Here is a 15,451-nt window from a genome sequence, read left to right on the forward strand (position 1 = left end):
CGGGGGCGCGTCCCCCGGTCAGGTGAACCAGTAGCGGGTGAGGTGGAAGAACAGCGGCGCCGAGAACACGATGGAGTCGAGGCGGTCGAGGACGCCGCCATGGCCCTCGATCATGGTGCCCCAATCCTTGACTCCGAGGTCGCGCTTGATCGCCGACAGGACGAAGCCGCCGAAGAAGCCGGCGATCACGATGAGCAGCGACAGGCCCGCCGCCTGGAGCGGCGAGAAGGGCGTGATGACGTGCAGCCCGGTGCCGATGGCGACGGCGGTCAGCCCGCCGCCGACCAGCCCCTCCACCGTCTTGGACGGGCTGATTCCGGGCGACAGCCGGGTCTTCCCCCACAGCTTGCCGAAGACGTACTGGAAGACGTCGCTCAGCTGCGCCACCGTCATCAGGTACAGCAGCAGCAGGGCGCTGGGCAGGCTGTAGCCGGGAATGTCGAGCCACAGCAGCGCCGGCGCGTGGCTGGTGCAATAGACCGCCACCATCAGCCCCCATTGTGCCTTGGCGGTGCGGGTCAGGAAGTCGGTGGCGTCGGCGCCCAGGACCGACAGCGACGGCAGCGCCATGAACACGTAGACCGGGATGAAGATCGAGAACAGCCCGTACCAGCCGAGCCCGATCAGCCAGTATTGCAGCGGCACGACCACGAAGAAGGACAGGAACAGCCCGGCATGGTCGCCGCGCCGGGTCGGCGTCAGCGTGATGAACTCGCGCAGGGCCAGATAGGACAGGATGGCGAACAGCACCAGCGTCACCACGCTGCCCAGCAGCATCGCCGCGGCGAACAGCGCCACCATCACCCACCAGGAGCGGATGCGGGCGTTCAGGTTGCGCACGGTGTCGCGCCCGGCCGGCGTCCGCACGCGGTGGGCGAGGACGGCGCCGATCAGGGTGGCGGCGACCAGCAGGCCCAGGGCGGCGCCCGACAGCCAGAGGAACAGCGGGTCGGTGGTCGTGAGGAAGCTTGTCACGGCGGTCATCATGCTGCTCATCGGGCGGTCCCTTGGCCGGTCGGCGTGGAATTCTTCTGGGATGCGGAATGCGACTTGGGCCGGGACAGCGCCACCAGCGCCTCGCGCGCCCGCTCCAGGAACGCCGCCTTGTCCTCGCCCTCGATCGGCTCCAGCGGTGCGCCGAAGCGCATGGTGCAGATCAGCGGCACCAGCAGCGGCATGCCCTTCGGCATCACGCGGTGCAGGTTCTCGATGAAGACGGGCACCAGCTCGGCGGCCGGCACCCGTCGGGAGAGGTGGTAGAGGCCGCTCTTGAACGGAGCCACGGTGCCGTCGCCGCGCGTGCCCTCGGGGAAGAGGATCAGCGACCGGCCGCTTTCCAGCACCGCCGCCATGGCGTCCATCACCTCCGCCGTCGCCTTGCCGGTGCGGTCGACCAGCAGCGCGTTGAGGCAGCCCACCGCCACCGCGCGCCGCAGGGCCGATCCGCCCCAGTAATCGAGCGCCGCCACCGGATGGGTGCGCGCCCGCAGCTCCGCCGGCAGGGCCGCCATGACGGCCAGAGTGTCGAGGTGGCTGGTGTGGTTGGCGAAATAGATGCGGGGAACGTCCACAGGCGCGCTGCCTTCCCAGCTCGCGCGGGCGCCGACCAGCAGGCGGGTCAGCCCCAGCAGACCGTGGCGGAACGCCGGTTGGAGAAGAGGGATCATGACCGGGCCTCCGGCTGACGGGCTTCCTGATGTTGTGTTTCCGGATGTTGGACATTCAGCCGGCGGGCGATGCCGAGCGTGCGCGTCGCGACGGTGAGCAGGCTGCCGACCGTGATGATCCAGGCCGCCGCCAGCAGGCTGTATCCCGTCCCCCACAGCGCATGCTCCACCGCCTGGGCCAGCAGGGCGACGGTGAGGGCGGCCATGCGGCGCTGCTTGGCCATCACGCCGCCGAAATCCTGCGCCAGCCCCAGGGCGCCGCCGAAGGTCCGGACATAGGCGGTCATCATGGCCGCCAGCGCCGCCGCCCAGCCGAGCCAGGGCAGGCCGGCGGCATAGCCCAGCGGCACCAGGAAGGCGGTGTCGGCGACGCGGTCGGGGATCTCATTGTAGAGCGCGCCGACCGGCGATCCCTTGCCGCCCTCCACCGCGACCATGCCGTCGAGCAGGTTGCACAGCAGGCGCAGCTGGACGCAAAGCGCGGCGCCGATCCAGCCCAGGGCGCCGCCCTGCAGCAGCAGCGCGCCGCCGATCCCCGCCCACACCGCCGACAGCATCGAGATCTGGTTCGGCGTCACCGGCGTCTTGGTCAGCCACGCCGCCAGCCGTTGCGCCCAGCGGGCCGAGCGGGTGGCGATGGGGCGCCGGTCGGCGGCCGGCTTGGTGGCCGGCTTGGCGGCGGTTGCGGTGTTCTCCATCATGCGGTCTCCTTGGGAAAGGCCCCGGTGACGATGCCGGTGAGGATCGCGTCGGCGATTGCGCCGGCCAGCGTGGAGAGCGGCGCCGTCTGCCGGCCGTAGACCTGGGACTGCACGTTCAGCACGATGGCGCCGATGACGATGTGGGACAGGGCGTCGCGGTCGGCCGGAACGATGCTGCCCTCGGCGATCCCGTCGGCGACGATGCCGCAGATCACGTCCACCGCCGTCTCCTGGCCCCTGGGCACCAGCGGCAGCGCTTCATGCTGCGACAGCAGAAGGAAGCGGGTGCGGTCGGGGGCCGCCTCCGCCAGATGGAAGGCATGGTGGATGACCCGCCGCAGCCGCTCCGGCGCCGGCCCACGGCCGGCCGCCTCGCGCAGGCTCTGCGACATGGCCGTGTATTCCGCCGAGAACAGGTCGGCCGCCAGCTCCTCCTTGCTCGGCCAGTGGCGGTAGAGCGCCCCCTCCGACACCCCGGCGGCGCGGGCGATGTCGCGGACCGTCGTCGCCTTCACCCCCTTCTGGGCGAACAGCGCGATGGCGGCATCGCGGACCTTGTGGCGGACATCGGTGGACATGGCGCCTCGATGTGAATGAATGTTCACTCACACGGTGGCGACGCCATCTCATCCGTGCAACGGCGAAAAAGGATAGGTCGCTGCACGCGCCCGCGGCCCGGAGGCTTACCACTTATGATCCGGAGCGGTTCGCCCCCGGCCGCCCGTCCGGCCTTGTCGGTGGTCTGCAAACGGTGCAACGCTGTGGGGCAACGATGCAACGTTGGATAAAGGTATGCCGTCGGTTCTCCAGTCTCTGACCACCCTGCCGTCCTATCTGCTTTTCGCCTTGGTGATGCTGGGGTTCCTGCTGCTGTTCATCCTGGCCTACACCGCCGTCACCCCCTATCGCGACCTTGCCCTGGTCCGTCAGGGGAACACGACCGCGGCCCTGACCCTGGGCGGCGCCATGATCGGCTTCGCCCTGCCGTTGACGAGCGTCGCGTCCCACACCACCAGCATCGTCGATCTCGCGGTGTGGGGGGTGATCGCGCTGGTGTCGCAGCTCCTGGCCTACGTCATCGGGTCGCGCGTGCTGCTGCCGGAGTTCCGTGCCGGCGTCGAAGCCGACCGCACCGCGTACGGCGTCCTGCTCGCCAGCCTCTCCATAGCGGTCGGGCTGTTGAACTACGGCTCGCTGACCTATTGATCGAAGGACGGTTTTCCGATGAAGCGCTCGCACACCGTGGCGGCCCTGCTGCTGGGCGGCATCAGCCCGATCCTGGTCGCCTGCGGCGATGACGGCCCCGAAGAGGCGACCGTCTATCCCTCCGTCGAAGCCTGCACCGCCGAGATGCCGGCGGGCGACTGTGCCGCGGCCTTCGCCGCCGCCCGCGAGGAGCATCGGTCGGGCGCCCCCCGCTTCGCCAGCCGCGAGGCCTGCGAGGCGGAGATGGGCGAGGGTGCCTGCACCCCGGCCAATGAAGGGGCGAACGGAGGCGGGGGCGTCGGGATGGGCAACGTCTTCGTCCCGGCGCTGGTCGGCTTCATGATTGGCCGCAGCCTGATGGGCGGCTACGCCCAGCCGGTCTATTTCGACCGCCAGGGCTACGCCCGCAGCGGCAACACCCGGATCAGCCAGACGCCGCTCCCGCCGCAGCGCCGGGAGGAGGTCCGCCCCGGTTCCGGCGGTGCGGCCTCCAGTTCCGGGTCCTACTACCGGCCGGGCGCGGGCAACGCCGGCAAGTCCTTCACGGTCACCACCACCGGGCGCAGCGCCGGCTTCGGTTCGACCGGTTCGTCGCGCGGCTTTTCGGGGAGCTGAGACCATGGAGCGCGTGCCGACGTCGCCCCGCCCGCAGTGGCAGGCCAGGCTCGAGGAGATCGGCTTTCCGTTCCATACCGACGCCGACGGCACGGCCTATTGGGACGAAAGCGCTTATTGGCGCTTCTCCCTCGCCGAGGTCGAGACGCTGGAGGCTGCCGCCGAGGAGGTCTACCGGCTGTGCGAGCAGGCGGTCGGCCATGTCGTGGAGCGCGGTTTGTACGAGGCGGTCGGACTTCCCCGCTGGGCCGCCCCGGCCATCGAGGCGAGCTGGGCGGAGCGTGACGGCCTGGACATGGCGCTCTACGCCCGCTTCGACTTCGCCTGGGACGGCAAGGGCGGGCCGCCGAAGGCGCTGGAGCTGAACGCCGAGACGCCGACCTCGCTCTACGAGACCGCCGTCGCCCAATGGTGCTGGCTTCAGGACACCCATCCGGACGCCGACCAGTTCAACAGCCTGGAGGAGGCTCTGGTCGAACGCTGGCAGGCGCGGATGCGGGCCTTTCCCGCCCTGGCGTCGCAGGGGGAGGCGGTTCATTTCGCCTGCCTGATGCCGCACCCGGAAGACGAGGCGACCGTCGCCTATCTCCAGACCCTGGCCTTGCGCACCGGCATGACCACCAAGGCGATGCCGATCCAGGCGATCCGCTACGACGACGGCTCCGGATGTTTCCTGGACGATGCCGGCCTGCCGATCCGGCAGCTGATGAAGCTGTATCCCTGGGATTGGATGATCCGGGAGGAGACCGGCCGCGAGCTGGTGGCCGCCGCGGCTCAAGGGCGGATCCGGATGATCGAGCCGGCCTGGAAGATGGTGATGGCGTCGAAGGGGCTGTTCGCCCTGCTGTGGGAGCTGAACCCCAGCCATCCCAACCTGCTGCCGACGGCCCTCGACCGCAGCGGCTTCCCGGCCGGCAGCACGGTGGTGGCGAAGCCGCTGCTCGGCCGCGAGGGCAGCAACGTCAGCATCGCCACCCTCGACGCCGCCGGCTTCCCGGTCGGCCGGCCGATCGCCCAGACCGAGGGACCCTATGTCGACGAGGGCTGGGTGTACCAGGCCTTCACGCCGCTGGCGGAGGCTGCCGGCAACCACGCCGTCTTCGGCGTCTGGATGGCCGGCGACAAGGCCTGCGGCCTGGGGATCGCGAGGACCGCGCGCTCATCACCGGCAACACCAGCCGCTTCGTCCCGCATGTGATCGCATCGGCCTGAGGACGCGGCCGGCCGGTGAATTGACAAACTTTGCCATGGCTCCTAACATCCGCCGACGGTCGGAATCAGGAGCCTGCCATGGCGACGATGAATGTCAGTCTTCCGTCGGAGATGGTCGACTTCGTCGAGCATGAAGTGGCGACGGGCGGCTACGCGTCGTCGAGCGAGGTGGTGCGCGAGGCATTGCGCCTCCTGCAGCGGGACCGCGCGCAGGAACAGGAAAAGATCGCCATCCTGCGCCGTGAAGTCGCCGCCGGCCTGTCGGCGGCGGCGCAGGGCGACTTCTCCTCGCGGTCGGCCCTGGACATCGCCGAGCAGGTCGCTCGCGAATGAGTCACCTGCTCACCGGTCCGGCCGAGCGTGACATCCTGGAAATCCTGCGCACCACACGGACACGGTTCGGCACCGCCCAGCTGCGCACCTATGCACTGCTGATCGACAAGGCGATCCACATGGTCGCCGAGGATCCCGACCGGCCGGGCAAGCTGCCGCGTCCGGAACTGGGGCCCGACATTCGCCTGTTCCATCTGGAACTGGCAGCCGGCAGGCGCGGTGCCGCCACACACTGCCTCTACTACACGACCGGCCTGCTGCCGGGCGGAACGGTGGGCACGATCATTCTGCGTGTGCTGCATGAGGACATGGAACCGCGCCGCAAGGTGGCCCGATCCTTGACGGGCCTCGCCTCCTGACGGCTTGGCAATATGCTTTCCGTGTGAGTCACCCGTCAGCCGATGCCGTTGCGGCCGGGCGACAGGACGCCGGCCGGGTCGGCCACCGCACGCAGTTCCGCCAGCAACGCCGCCGCGGGCGCTTGGCGCAGCGTCTCGGGCACCGGCAGGCCGTTCGCCAGACGGTAGGGCGCGATCCCCGCTCCAGCGCCGTTGCGATCAGATCCCGGTAAGCGGCAAGAGCCGCCTCGTCCGCCCCCGGCGCCGCCCGGTCGAAGCCCAGCGTGAAATAGCTCAGCAGGCAGCGGAAGCCGTTGGACTCGATCCCGACATTCAGGTCGATCCCCGCCTGTTCCAGCCGGCCGCGCGCCCAGGTCAGGTAATCGGCCAGCGCCCGGAACTCGAAGGGAAAGGCAAGGCAGAGCCAGATCAGCCCGCAGCCGTCGCGGTCGGGATCGGCGGTGCCGAGATCGGGATGGCGCTCCTTGCGCCAATAGACCGTGCGCAGGTTGCGCCCGTCCGGCACGCCCAGCCAATCCTCGAATCCCTCGACCCAAGCGCCGTCACGCCTCGCGATGTCCAGCTCCACACTCCGGGACACCGCGGCGAAACGCCGGGACAGGCGGGCGGCGCGGGCCTCCAGGATCTCCGGCGCCTCCGCGCGGATCAGGGCGGAGGCATGCCATTCGTCCAGTGCCGCCGATGCCAGCCGGTCAGCCGGGATCGCCGCGCGCACGTCGTCCAGCGCCAGCCACTTGATGCCGTTCCACAGGGTCAGTGACCGGTCGGGCAGGGATTGTTCGCATTGGCAGTCGCGCCATGCCCCGATGAAGGCCGGCAGGGCATCGAGGCCGCCGATGTCCACCGACAGGATGGCGAGGTCGCTGGGCATGGCTTCCAGCCGGATGACGGCGCCGGTCACCACGCCCAGGTTCGACTGGCTGAACAGCCCGTCGATCAGCGGTCCGGCCGGCGCGGGGTCGAGCCCGACCGTCCGCTCCGCTCCCAGCGGCCCGCAGCCGGTCCGCAGCCGCCGGCCGTCCGGCAGGGCGACGTCCAGCTCGCACAGCGACGTCCAGCGCTCCCCCATGCTGCCGTCGCCGCGGTCGAGGGCGTTGGCGAGCGCGCTGGCCTCCGCCGGCCCGCCGATGACCGGCAGGAAGAAGCGGTCGGTGCGCTCCGCCAGGAAGTCCGCCAAGGCCCGGAAGGTGACCCCGGCCTCCACCCGCACCAGCCCGCGCTCCCCGTCGAAGCCGGAGATGCGGTCCAGCCGGCGGAGATCGAGGACGACGGCCCCGTCCCGCGTCGGCGCCCGCGATCCCATGCCCCAGTTGGCGCCGCGGCTGACCGGATGGACCGGCAGGCGGTGGCGGGTGGCGACGGACAGGCAGGCGGCGGTCTGGTCGGCATCGCCCGGACTGACGATGGCCGATACCCGGACGTCGGGTGCGAAGGTGCGGCGGCCCCAGTCGAAGCGTTCGACCTCCCCGGTCCGGACATGCTCGGGTCCGACGATGCGGCGCCACTCCTCCAGCGCGTCGGCGGGCAGTCCGGTGCCGGACGGGGAGGCGGCGGGCGAAGCGGTCGGCAAGGGCAATGTGGCGGTCCTGTCGGTCGGCTCATGGAGGCCGGTGTATCGTCGCAGATCGGGCACCGGCGGCGGCATCCCGCATTCATGGTATGTGACTTCCCAGGGCCGCCCGGTATGATGACGTTTGATCCGAAGCATCGGTCCGACAGTTTTCAGGGGGCGTCACAGTGGATCAGGCACGGTCGGCCGCCAGAGCCGACGACGTCATCTCGGTGATCCTGGTGGAGGACGACGCCCCGACCCGGGACTTCCTGGCTGCATCGCTGGCGGCGGGCGAGGGGATCGTTCTGCAGGCTTCCGTCGGAACGCTGGCGGAGGCGCGCGCCGCGTTGGAGCACTGCCGTCCGAGCGTGCTGGTGACCGACCTGAAGCTGCCCGACGGCCATGGCAGCGACCTGATCCGCGAGGTGCGGCAACGCATGCCCGAGACGGAGATCATGGTGATCTCCGTCCTGGGGGACGAGCTGTCGGTGATGCAGGCGGTGCGGGCCGGCGCCTCCGGCTACATCCTGAAGGACGCGCGGCCCATCGACCTGATCGCGGCGGTGCATGACCTGACCAACGGCCGGTCTCCCATCTCCGCGTCCATCGCCCGCCACATCATCCGCCAGACCCAGGCCGATCCGCCCGCCAAGACGGAGGAAGCGCCGCCGCCCCTGACGCCGCGTGAGATGGACATCCTGTGGGGCATCGCCAAAGGCTTCACCTACAACGACATCGCGGCGCGTCTGGGCATCAGCCGGCAGACGGTTCCCAGCCACATCAAGAACATCTACCGCAAGCTTGAGGTTAACTCCCGAAGCGAAGCGGTCTACACTGCGGTGGAGCGGAGAATCATCAAGCTGTCGGACTGACTCCAGTGAGCCAACACATCGCCGGATTGCCGGCGTCCGGTCCGCGCTTGCCGATGCGCCTGCGGGCATGGCTGAAGGGCCGCGCTCCGCTGCTGCTTCTCTATTACGCGTTGGCGGTGGTTCTCGGCCTCGGTCTGGTGACGGCGACGCCACCCCAACCGGACGGCGCCCTGCCCATCGCGGAGGCGCGCTTCGCCCCGATGGCCGACGACCGCTCCATGGACGACCCGCCGCCCGACGCGATGCCGCCCGGTGCCGCCGCCGTCCCGCTTCCCTACCGGTGCAAGGCGGTTCCCGATCCGGTCGGCTGCTCCGGCCTGTTCCGGCTGACCTTCCGCTACGCCGCGAACGACGACGGGCCCTGGTCCGTCTATGTGCCGATCCTGTCCGGGCGCGTAACGCTGTGGGTGAACGGGGCCTTGCTGGCCGACAGCCAGACCATCCAGTCTGACGTGGTCGTCAACCAGGCGATGCCGCTGATCCAGCGGATCCCCGCGCCGCTTCTCAAGCAGGGAGAGAACCGGATCGACATCCGCATGGAGGCCTGGAGCCAGTCCGGCGGATTTCTCGACACGGTGCTGGTCGGCCCGGACCGTCTGCTGCGCTCCGCCTACGGCGAGCGGGAGTGGATGATGGTCACGCTGCCGCGCCTGCTGGTCGCGTGGCAGGGGGCCTTGTGCCTGTCCCTGCTGATCGTGTGGATCGGCCACCGGAACGAGCCGATCCATCTGGTGATGAGCCTGATCCTCGCGCTGGGCGTGCTCCAGGGCCTGCCGATGTTCAGCACCGAACCGAGCGGGATGGACCGGCTGTTCCGCCTCGTCAATTTCGCCGGCCAGTGGCAGGGAGCGCTGCTGCCCTTCGTGATGTGCCGTCTGGTCGGGCGTGAACTGGCCATTCCGATCCGGTGGCTGCTGGTGGTTCCGGCGGTGATCGCCGTCGCGTTCCTGGTCGCCGCCATCGACCCGCCGCGGCTGCAGCCATGGTTCGCCCTGCTCTGGCGGGTGGCCGTCATCCCCTGGGCCATTGCGATGCTGGGCTGGTCGACCTGGATCGTGATGTCGGCGGCGATCCGGCGGAACCATGTCGCCGCCCAGATCGTACTCGGCGGCCTGATCGTCATCATCATGATGGCCGTCCACGACATCCTGGCGGTGACCGGCGTTCTCGACCTGCGCGTGCCGTCGATGACCCGCTACATGGCGCCGCTGCTGATGACGGTGGTCAGCGCGACGCTGATGTGGCGCTTCGCCCAGGCGCTGGGCGAGGTCAGCCGCTTCAACGACGTCCTGCGGCGCGAGGTGGCGACGGCGGAGGCCGAATTGCGGGCCAGCTTCGCCCGCGAAAAGGCGCAGACCCGCGCCGCCGCGCTCGAAAGCGAGCGGCTGCGCCTGACCCGCGATCTGCATGACGGGCTGGCCGGGCAGCTGGTGTCCATCGTCGCCCAATGCGAGCTGCCGCAGCACGACTACCGCCGGATCGGTGCGGCGGCGCGGCAGGCCCTGGACGACCTGCGGCTGGTCGTGGCCTCGCTCGACGATGTCGGCAACGACCTGGGCATGATGCTGGCCCAGTTCTACGAGCGCATCGGTCCGCAGCTCCAGGCCCAGGGGATCGAACTCGACTGGCGGATGGCGCCCTTGCCCGACATCGAGGGGCTCAGGTCGGAACATGCCCTGACCCTGTTCCGCATCCTGCAGGAGGCCGTCACCAACGCGGTGCGCCATTCCGGCTGCCGCCGGGTCGCCATCCTCATGGCGCCGGCACCGGCCGGCGGCCCCGGGAACGGCGCCGGGGACGGTGCCGACAGGGCAGGGCGGTTCGCGGTCCGCATCGTCGTCCGGGACGAGGGCAAAGGAATTCCGGGCGGGCTTCCGGGCGGGATTCCGGATGGGACCGCCGCCGCCCGCCCCGGCAAGGGGCTGAACAACATGCGCACGCGCGCGGTGTCGCTGGGTGCCGAACTGACCCTGCTCAGCGGACCCGGCGGAACGCAGGTCATCGTCGATCTGCCGTTCCGCCTCCCGGACATCCGAGACATCCGATAGAGAAGCCAAAGCACCGGCACCACCATTCCTTGCGAAGGATCGGGATTCGCAAGATCTCCCATAAACATGGGATTACCTCGAACGGTTAGCCCCAATACAAATGATTTGGCGCGAACTTTGCGCATTTCCCGGCCATGGCGAAGACAGGGCCGGATGACTTCCGATCATCCAATAACCAGGGATTGCAAGCATGAGCAAGATGCAGGCGGCGATGGTCGAAATCCCCGATGACGAGCTTCTGGTGGTTGTCGGAGGGACCGGCACGACCAATGCCCAGTCGGGTCATGCGCAAGAGGATGAGAACGGGGTCAGCGTCAGCGTCGGGGTCGAGGTTGCCAGCGCTTCGGGCAGCGTCGGCGTTTCCACCTCCACCAGCCACAATGTCGGCGGCGCCACCGTGACGGCAGAGGTCGGGGCCGGTGCCAGCGGGTCGGCCGGCGTCACCATCGGGTCCGGCGGCGTGACCGCCACGGCGGAGGGCTTTGCCGGCAGCCAGGGCAGCGTGTCGATCTCCAGCGGGCCGGTGACCGGTACGGTCAGCTACGAGGCCGGCGTCGGCGGCAGCGCCAGCGTCTCGGTTTCCGTCACCGGGGTGGAGGCGTCCGCCTCCGGTTCGGTCGGCGTGTCGATGACCACCTCGGTTTCGGCCGGCGGAAATGTCGGCAACGGCGTCACGGTCGAGGGCACGGCCAGCCAGACCATCGCGGTGGGCGCCGGCGGCGAGGTCACGGCCTCCATCGGCGCTGGCGGCGTCAATGCCGGGGCCAGCGGCTATGCCGGCATCTACCAGGAAGTCTCGGCATCCGCCACCGTCGGCAACAACAATGTCAGCGGCACCGGCCAGGTCGGCTACATCAGCGGCGGATCGGTCGGCGGCGGCACCGACATCACGGCCGGCTATTCCGACGGCCATGTCACCCTCGGCTCCGGCGTCAGCGTCGCGGTCGGCATCGGCGGCGTCACGCTGAGCAGCGAGGTCACCGTCAACACCGCCCCGATTCAGCATGCCGGCACCCAGGTGGTGACCGCGGCCACGCCGGCCGTCACCGACGCCGCCCACACCGTCGCCAACACGGCGCAGTCGGTCGCCACCACGGCCGCTCCTGCGGTGACCAACGCGGCGCAAACAGTGTCCAACACCGTCAGCAGCACCGCGCAGTCGGCGGTGCATGATGTGTCGAGCACCGCCCAGAACACCGTCAACAGCGTGTCGAACACGGCTAAGAGCGTCACCAAGTCCTTCACGAAGAAGATGAAGAAGTGGTGATTCCGGTCGGATCGGCGGCGGACGGCAGAGCGGCATGAGCGACAGCGCGACGACGGAAAGGCCGGGGACGGCGCCGTCGCCGGCCGGCGGCGATCCGGCCGCGTCCGGGGAAAATGGCGGCAAGGGCGGCGGCAAGGGCGGCGGCAAGGCGAGCTTCCGTGCCGAAGCCGCGGCCGCCGCCACCTCCGTGTCCCAGGTGGACGATGCGCTGGAGGTGGTGCGCCCGCCGGTGCTCGCCTTCTGCGTCACGCTGGCGCTGCTGGTCGTCGGCGTCCTCGTCTGGGCATCCTTCACCGACGTGCCGCTCAAGGTCACCGGGCAGGGCATCCTGGTCAGCCCGGCCGGCGTCATCGATGTGGTGTCGGAATCCAGCGGCCGGATCAACGACATCCGCTTCAAGCCGGGCGACGTGATCCGCCCGGGCGACGTCGTGGCTCTGGTCGACCAGAGCGAGCAGAAGCTGCGGCTCGCCGAGGCGGAGGGCGAGCTGCAGGACGCGATCGCCGCGCGCGACGACATGCGGCGTTTCCAGGAGCGCGACCTGCATGCCGACGAGGTCTGGCGGCAGGCGCGCGAACAGGCGGTCAACGGCAACATCGCCTCGCTGCAGGAACGCCAGCGCATGATGACCGAGCGCGAGGAGCTGGTGCGCCAGCTCGCCGACCGCGGGCTGACCACCCGCGACCGCGCCATCTCCGCCAAGATCGAGCTGTTCACCATCCGCTCCGACCTGGAGGCGCAACGCAACGAGCTGCAGACCATGGCGCTCGACGCCGCCCGCCGCCAGACGCAGCGTGAAAAGGACATGCTGGCCGCCGAACAGCGGGTGGCGACCGCGTCGCGCGCGGTGGAATCCGCCCGCGACCGCCTGCAGCGCTATGCCGCCGTGCTGTCGCCCTATGGCGGGCGCGTGGTGGAGGCGAAGGCGAACATCGGGCAGGTGGTGTCGAGCGGCGCGCCCATCGTCAGCGTCGAGCGCGACGGCGCCTTGCCGGGGCAGGGCAGCGATCTGGTGGCGCTGGTCTATGTCGGGGCGCAGGACGGCAAGAAGCTGCGCCACGGCATGGAGGCCGACGTGTCGCCGGCGTCGGTCCGCAAGGAGGAGCACGGCCATCTGGTCGGCCGCGTCGACCGGGTGGCCGACACCCCCGCCAGCAGCGTCGGCATGCTCCGCACTCTGCAGAACGACGCGCTGGTCGCCGAATTCCAGAAGACGCTGCGCACCCCCTTCGAGATCATGATCCGGCTGGAACGCGACGCGGCCGGCGCGCCGCGCTGGTCGACCGGCAATCCGCCCAAATTCTCGATGGACGGCGGCACGCTGGTGTCGGTGGAAATCACGGTGCAGAAGGTGCGGCTGATCGCGCTGGCCCTGCCGATCCTTCAGCAATGGCTTCGGCTGGATCTGAGCAACGTCGCGACGGAGCCGGCCTCCCAGCCCCCTCCCAGCCCGCTTCCTCCGGGGCCTGAGATGCGCACCCCGTCGATCCTGCAGATCGAGGCGGCGGAATGCGGCGCCGCGGCCCTCGGCATCGTCGCCGCCCATTACGGCCGCTGGCTGACGCTGGAGGATCTGCGCGAGCGCTGCGGCATCTCCCGCGACGGCAGCCGGGCCGCCAATCTGGTGCAGGCGGCGCGCGAGCTGGGCCTGCAGGCCCGCGGCGTGCGCACCGAGCCGGAGGGGCTGCACGGACAGTCCGGGCCGATGATCCTGCATTGGGGAATGGACCATTTCCTGGTGCTGGAGGGACGGCGCGGGCGCTGGTGGTATCTGAACGATCCGGCGCGCGGCCGCCGCCGCGTCGACGATGCCGAATTCCGCCGCCAGTTCACCGGCATCGCCCTGCTGATGTCGCCGGGGCCGGAGTTCCGCAAGGGCGGTTCCGCCCCCAGCGCGCTGCGCGGCCTCGCCCGCCGGCTGCGCAAATCCTGGGGGGCGGTGTGGTTCGCCGCGGCGCTCAGCATGCTGCTGGCGGTCCCCGGCATGCTGTTCCCCGCCTTCCGCCAGATCTTCATGGACAGCGTCCTGGTCGGCGGGCTGGCCGACTGGATGACGCCGCTGATCGGCGCGATGCTGGTGGTCGCGGCGGTCACCCTCACCTTCACCTGGCTGCAGAAGAGCGTGCTGCACCGGCTGGAAACCCGTCTGGCCCTGCTCGGCGGCATCGGCTTCATGGAGCGGGTGCTGCGGCTGCCGATGGGGTTCTTCGGCCAGCGCGGACCGGCGGCGGTCGCCGACCGGGTCATGCAGAGCGACCGGCTGGCCGAGTTGCTGGCGGGCGAGATCGGCGGCTGCCTGTTCGCAATCCTGACCGCGCTGACCTATCTGGCGGCGATGGCCTTCTACCAGCCGGCGCTGGCACTCGTCGCCGTCGTCGCCGCCGCCGGGCTGGCGCTGGCGCTGGCCCTGCTGTCGCGCCAGTTGGAGGAGGGACAGCAGCGTCTGCTGAACGAGTCGGCGCAGGAAGGCGCCGACGCCAAGCAGGGGCTGCGCATGATCGAGACCTACCGCGCCGCCGGGGCGGAGCGGCTGCTGTTCGAACGGCTGGTCGCCCGCCATGCCCGCGTGCTGAACATCCGCCAGTCGCTGATGCTGCGCCGCGCGGTGCTGCGGCTGCTGCCGTCCTTCGTCGGCGGAGCGGCGTCGGCCGCCGTGGTCACCGTCGGCGGCGGCATCGTCGCGGAAGGCGGCATGACCATCGGCGCCATGATGGGCTTCCTGGTGCTGCTGTCGGCCTTCCTGGCGCCGGTGTCGCGCCTCGTCCAGCTGGGCGTCCGCATCCAGGAGGCGCGCTCCTACCTGCGCCTGCTCGACGACACCATGCAGCATCCCATCGCCGAGGAGTTCCGGCAGGCGGAGCCGCAGCAGGCGCCCGCCGTGCTGCGCCGGCTGACCGGGCGGATCGAGCTGCGCGACGTGACCTTCGGCCATTCGCGCCGGGCGCCGCCGCTGATCCGCGGCCTGTCGCTGACCATCGAGCCGGGCGAGCGGGTCGGGGTGGTCGGCGGCTCCGGCTCCGGCAAGTCGACGCTGGCCCTGCTGACCGCCGGCCTCTACGAGCCCTGGTCGGGCGAGGTGCTGCTCGACGGCAAGCCGCTGCGCGAGATCCCGCGCCGGGTGCTGCGCCAGAGCGTGCAGGTCGTCGACCAGAACGTGACGCTGTTCGAAGGCAGCGTGCGCGAGAACATCGCCCTGTGGGACCCGACGGTGTCGGACGAGCGGCTGTTCGCCGCCGCCCGCGACGCGGTGATCCACGACATCATCATCGACCGCCGCGACGGCTACGCCTCCATGGTCAGCGAGGGCGGCGCCAACCTGTCCGGCGGCCAGCGCGCCCGCATCGAGATGGCGCGCGCCCTGGTGCAGAACCCGCGCATCCTGGTGATGGACGAGGCGACCGCCGCCCTGGACGACCACACCCAGGCGCAGCTGCTCTCCAACCTGCGCCGCCGGGGATCCACCATGCTGGTGATCGCGCACCGGCTGACGGCGATCCGCGACTGCGACCGGGTCCTGGTGATGCAGAGCGGCGAGATCGTCGAGTCCGGCCCGCCGGCCGAGCTGGCGCGCCGCGCGGGCGCCTTTTCCACGCTGATGCTGAGCATGGCCTGACCGGAT

Annotated in this window: 13 protein-coding genes and 2 pseudogenes; 10 read left to right on the forward strand and 5 right to left on the reverse strand. The window is 70.3% G+C overall.

The genetic code is table 11. The features are described 5' to 3' along the window. Positions 1-18: 18 nt before the first annotated feature. Genes AB8P05_RS19605 through AB8P05_RS19620 form a run of 4 tightly spaced genes read right to left on the reverse strand, consistent with a single transcriptional unit; the run spans position 19 to position 2,946 of the window. Entirely contained in the window at positions 19-987 is a 969-nt protein-coding gene (locus AB8P05_RS19605; RefSeq protein ID WP_472760701.1) for a phosphatidate cytidylyltransferase, read from the reverse strand. Between the two features lie 5 nt (positions 988-992). Continuing rightward, positions 993-1,667, reverse strand: a complete 675-nt coding sequence (locus AB8P05_RS19610) for a lysophospholipid acyltransferase family protein (protein WP_472760526.1) — start codon at positions 1,665-1,667, stop codon at positions 993-995. Next, positions 1,664-2,368, reverse strand: coding sequence for a CDP-alcohol phosphatidyltransferase family protein (locus AB8P05_RS19615; protein WP_472760527.1), 705 nt, complete (start codon positions 2,366-2,368; stop codon positions 1,664-1,666). The genes AB8P05_RS19610 and AB8P05_RS19615 overlap by 4 nt, the downstream gene beginning before the upstream one ends. Beyond that, positions 2,365-2,946 (reverse strand): TetR/AcrR family transcriptional regulator, encoded by a 582-nt coding sequence (locus AB8P05_RS19620; RefSeq protein ID WP_472760528.1) that lies wholly within the window; start codon positions 2,944-2,946, stop codon positions 2,365-2,367. Before AB8P05_RS19620 ends, AB8P05_RS19615 begins: the two co-directional genes overlap by 4 nt. Positions 2,947-3,160: 214 nt before the next feature. Here AB8P05_RS19620 and AB8P05_RS19625 point away from each other — a divergent pair, with 214 nt between their 5' ends. From AB8P05_RS19625 to AB8P05_RS19645, 5 genes are all read left to right on the forward strand, one after another. After that, a complete protein-coding gene (locus AB8P05_RS19625) occupies positions 3,161-3,574 on the forward strand; it encodes a DUF350 domain-containing protein (RefSeq protein ID WP_472760529.1) in 414 nt (137 codons plus the stop codon). Positions 3,575-3,592: 18 nt separating this feature from the next. Next, the gene (locus tag AB8P05_RS19630) at positions 3,593-4,189 is read left to right on the forward strand and encodes a DUF1190 domain-containing protein (RefSeq protein WP_472760530.1); all 597 of its coding nucleotides are present in this window, start codon (positions 3,593-3,595) and stop codon (positions 4,187-4,189) included. 4 nt (positions 4,190-4,193) lie between these two features. Beyond that, the gene (locus AB8P05_RS19635; RefSeq protein ID WP_472760531.1) at positions 4,194-5,387 is read left to right on the forward strand and encodes a glutathionylspermidine synthase family protein; all 1,194 of its coding nucleotides are present in this window, start codon (positions 4,194-4,196) and stop codon (positions 5,385-5,387) included. Positions 5,388-5,479: 92 nt separating this feature from the next. Continuing rightward, positions 5,480-5,734, forward strand: a complete 255-nt coding sequence (locus tag AB8P05_RS19640) for a type II toxin-antitoxin system ParD family antitoxin (RefSeq protein ID WP_108548130.1) — start codon at positions 5,480-5,482, stop codon at positions 5,732-5,734. Further along, entirely contained in the window at positions 5,731-6,093 is a 363-nt protein-coding gene (locus AB8P05_RS19645; protein WP_472760532.1) for a type II toxin-antitoxin system RelE/ParE family toxin, read from the forward strand. The genes AB8P05_RS19640 and AB8P05_RS19645 overlap by 4 nt, the downstream gene beginning before the upstream one ends. Positions 6,094-6,121: 28 nt before the next feature. Here AB8P05_RS19645 and AB8P05_RS19650 read toward each other — a convergent pair whose 3' ends face one another. After that, the gene (locus tag AB8P05_RS19650) at positions 6,122-7,726 is read right to left on the reverse strand and encodes an FAD-binding oxidoreductase (protein ID WP_472760533.1); all 1,605 of its coding nucleotides are present in this window, start codon (positions 7,724-7,726) and stop codon (positions 6,122-6,124) included. 104 nt (positions 7,727-7,830) lie between these two features. Between AB8P05_RS19650 and AB8P05_RS19655 the strand changes: the two genes are divergently transcribed. From AB8P05_RS19655 to AB8P05_RS19675, 5 genes and pseudogenes are all read left to right on the forward strand, one after another. Then, positions 7,831-8,517 carry a LuxR C-terminal-related transcriptional regulator gene (locus AB8P05_RS19655; RefSeq protein ID WP_472760534.1) on the forward strand — a complete coding sequence of 229 codons (687 nt, stop codon included), beginning with the start codon at positions 7,831-7,833 and terminating at the stop codon, positions 8,515-8,517. A 5-nt stretch (positions 8,518-8,522) separates the two neighbouring features. Further along, a complete protein-coding gene (locus AB8P05_RS19660; protein WP_472760535.1) occupies positions 8,523-10,565 on the forward strand; it encodes a sensor histidine kinase in 2,043 nt (680 codons plus the stop codon). Positions 10,566-10,755: 190 nt separating this feature from the next. Further along, positions 10,756-11,832 (forward strand): hypothetical protein, encoded by a 1,077-nt coding sequence (locus tag AB8P05_RS19665; RefSeq protein WP_472760536.1) that lies wholly within the window; start codon positions 10,756-10,758, stop codon positions 11,830-11,832. A gap of 34 nt (positions 11,833-11,866) precedes the next feature. Beyond that, positions 11,867-14,572 (forward strand): annotated as a pseudogene (locus AB8P05_RS19670) (NHLP bacteriocin system secretion protein); the annotation flags it as partial. A gap of 228 nt (positions 14,573-14,800) precedes the next feature. After that, positions 14,801-15,445: pseudogene (locus AB8P05_RS19675) on the forward strand (ATP-binding cassette domain-containing protein); the annotation flags it as partial. Positions 15,446-15,451 lie beyond the last annotated feature (6 nt).

The sequence above is a fragment of the Azospirillum sp. VT-I1 genome (genome assembly GCF_055698305.1).